Raw genomic sequence first — 2,893 nt, 5'->3', positions numbered from 1 at the left:
CTCCCGAGGAGACCGCGCCGCTGCCCCCGCCGGCGGCGTCCCCGACCGCGGTGGCCGTGTCAATGGCCGCCTGGGCAAAGTCCCGTTTCCCGCCGGCCAGGTTGGGCACGATGGCGTTCTGGGTGATGTTGCTCGTCTTTGACGCAATGGCGCTGGTGGAGTACGGGGCGAAGTAGTACTTGCCGTCGTCGGACATCGTGAGGATGACATCGGCTTTGCCCATGCCCTTGGTGGTGGCTACGGCCTGGGCCCAGGCTTTAGGGTCCGTAGGGTTCTCAAAGGTCTTTGCCGTGATCACATAGAGGTTGTACTTGTGATCCTTGAGGAGCTTCTGGATGGCGTCCTGGACTTCCCCCTTGCGGTTTCCGAGCACGTTGCCGCTGTCCACGATGTTCTGGCCGGACGGTATGGTCACCGGATCTTCGGCGAGGGCCGGAGCGGCGGGAAGCGCCAGCAGCCCGGCGACGCCAAGGATGGCGAGGAGACGTTTATAGGTAGACCGCATGTGCAACCCTTCAGCACTTCTGCGACCAGTTCGGGCCGAACCGGTCGTCACAGAATGCAGCAGCGCCCCCACGCAGATGTAAAGCCGCAGGTCGCTGTGGCAATTCCATTTGATTCTATGGTGCACCCAAGTGACCGTCCACAGAGGGGAATATGCCACCAGCGAAAAGCGCTGGACCGGTGACGGGACCGCCGGCTGCCGGACTTTCCGGCGTTCAGCAACCTCCCAGCAAACGTGCGCTCTAGTATCAGTGAGAGCGTCCATAGTTAATGCAGACGAGGATGAAAGGAAGTCTTATGACTGAGAACCCAGCGCAGGGCGCGTCACCAGAGAACCGGGAGCCGGCCACGCCGAACGAGGGCACTTCAGCGCACCCGCAGGCTGCCCCCGCGCCGGACTCAGCGCACGATAATCCCACCCTCCGGCTGGACCCGGCCGCGGACAATGCCCCGCAGCCCGTCTACCCCGCGCGTCAGCCGTCCTACGGACGTCCCCCGGCAGCGCCGACGCAGCAGTACGGGGCCCCGCAGGGGCACGCCCCGGGCCAGCCCACCCAGCAGCACAACACCGGCTACGGCCAGGCCGCAGGCAACCCGGGCTTTGGCGCGCAGCAGGCACACAACCAGCAGGCGCCCGGCCAGCACGACCCGGCCCACTACAGCCAGCCGCAGCACGGCGGCTATGGCGGCAATCCGCCCGGCTCGCCGTATGCAGCCAACCCGGCCCACGCCCCCAAACGGAAGGCAGCCTTCGGTGTCCCCACCCTGGTGGCGAGCATCCTAGCCGCCGGTCTGGTCGGCGGCGGCGTGGTTGCGGGAACCACTCAGCTTCTGGGGGGACGGGCCCTCACATCCACGGGAGCCAGCAGCAGCAGCCAGGCCGGCCCCGTGATCGTGAACAACAGGGATGACGTGAATGCCATCACCGCGGCGGCGGTGAAGGCCACTCCCAGCGTAGTGACCATCAAGGCTACGAGCGGCAGCGAGGGAGGCACCGGCTCCGGCATCATCCTGGACGGTGAAGGACATGTCCTCACCAACACCCACGTCGTCACCCTCGACGGCACGGCGGCCAATGCGGCGATCGAAGTCCGCATGAGTGACGGCAAGGTCTACAGTGCCAAGATCGTCGGCACGGACCCGCTCTCCGACCTCGCGGTAGTGCAGATCCAAAATGCCACCGGGCTGGTCCCGGCAGTCCTGGGCGACTCCGGCAAGCTGAACGTCGGCGACACCGCCGTCGCGATCGGTTCGCCCCTGGGCCTCACAGGGACCGTGACCGACGGCATCGTGTCAACGCTAAACCGCACCATCAGTGTTGCCTCCTCGGCAGCTCCCAAGCAGAGCGAGGACAACTCGCAGGGCGGCGGCCAGGGCTTCCAGTTCGCACCGCCGGACGGCGGGCAGGGCCAGAGCACCACCAACCAGGGGAGCATCTCGATCAATGTGATCCAGACAGATGCCGCCATCAACCCGGGCAACTCGGGTGGCGCGCTGGTCAACACCAAGGGCGAGATCATTGGCGTGAACGTCGCGATCGCCTCCGCCGGCGGTGACTCCGCGGGCAGCGGCAACATCGGCGTTGGCTTCAGCATCCCCATCAACCACGCCAAGCGCGTCGCCCAGGAGATCATCAGCAACGGCAAGGCCACGCACGGCCAGTTCGGCGTGAGCGTGAAGCAGAAGAGCGCGACTTCCTCGGCCTCCGGTTTCTCCGTCGGGGCAGAGGTCGCCACTGTTGAGGCCGGCTCCGCCGCCGACAAGGCCGGCATCAAGGTCGGCGACGTCGTGACGAAGTTCCAGGATCTCGCCATTAGTGATCCGAACCAGCTGACTGCCGCCGTGCGCGAGCAGCCCGCCGGGGCTTCGGTCAAGGTCACCGTCCTCCGCAACGGCAAGGAACAGCAGCTCGACGTGACCCTCGGCGCGGCCGCCGAACAGTAGCCGCAGCCTGCAGCGATGCCACGGGAAGGCCGGGCAGCACCCTCAGGTGCCGTCCGGCCTTCCCTGTACCGGGGGCCCGCCGTACGCGTGCCGTGCGCCTGCGTGCACAGCACGCGCGTGCCGTGCGCCTGCTGTGCGGGGCACGTGCACGGACACAGGCCTTAACCCAAGCGGCAGCGGCGCCCCCCGATATGGTTAGCTAGGAGAAACCCGGCACCCGGGTGTTCCCGTGGCCACGACCCCACCCGGCTGGCTGTCCACCCGCATGGAAGGCTGCTGTAAACACAGTGGAAGAGAAATTGAAGATCATCGTGCTGGTCAAGCACGTCCCTGACGCTCAGTTCGACCGACACCTCACCGGCGAGGGCAACACAACGGACCGCTCCGAGAGCATCCTGTCCGAACTGGATGAATACGCCCTGGAAGCCGCCCTCCAGCTGATCGA

General features: G+C 66.5%; 2 protein-coding genes and 1 pseudogene. 2 read left to right on the top strand and 1 reads right to left on the bottom strand.

Features of this window, described 5'->3' with window-relative positions; all coding sequences use genetic code 11:
- Positions 1 to 505 (bottom strand): TPM domain-containing protein (locus tag BJQ90_RS18695; RefSeq protein WP_226761704.1); only part of this gene is annotated, 505 nt, incomplete at its 3' end.
- 296 nt (positions 506 to 801) lie between these two features.
- Between BJQ90_RS18695 and BJQ90_RS18690 the strand changes: the two genes are divergently transcribed.
- A complete protein-coding gene (locus tag BJQ90_RS18690) occupies positions 802 to 2,448 on the top strand; it encodes a S1C family serine protease (protein WP_226761703.1) in 1,647 nt (548 codons plus the stop codon).
- 299 nt (positions 2,449 to 2,747) lie between these two features.
- Positions 2,748 to 2,893 (top strand): annotated as a pseudogene (locus BJQ90_RS18685) (electron transfer flavoprotein subunit beta); the annotation flags it as partial.

Origin of the sequence: Arthrobacter sp. SO3 (assembly GCF_020532825.1) — a bacterium.
Taxonomy (GTDB): domain Bacteria; phylum Actinomycetota; class Actinomycetes; order Actinomycetales; family Micrococcaceae; genus Arthrobacter.
The sequence above is the reverse complement of the archived record's forward strand: the minus strand, read 5'-3'. Positions and strand labels throughout refer to the sequence as shown.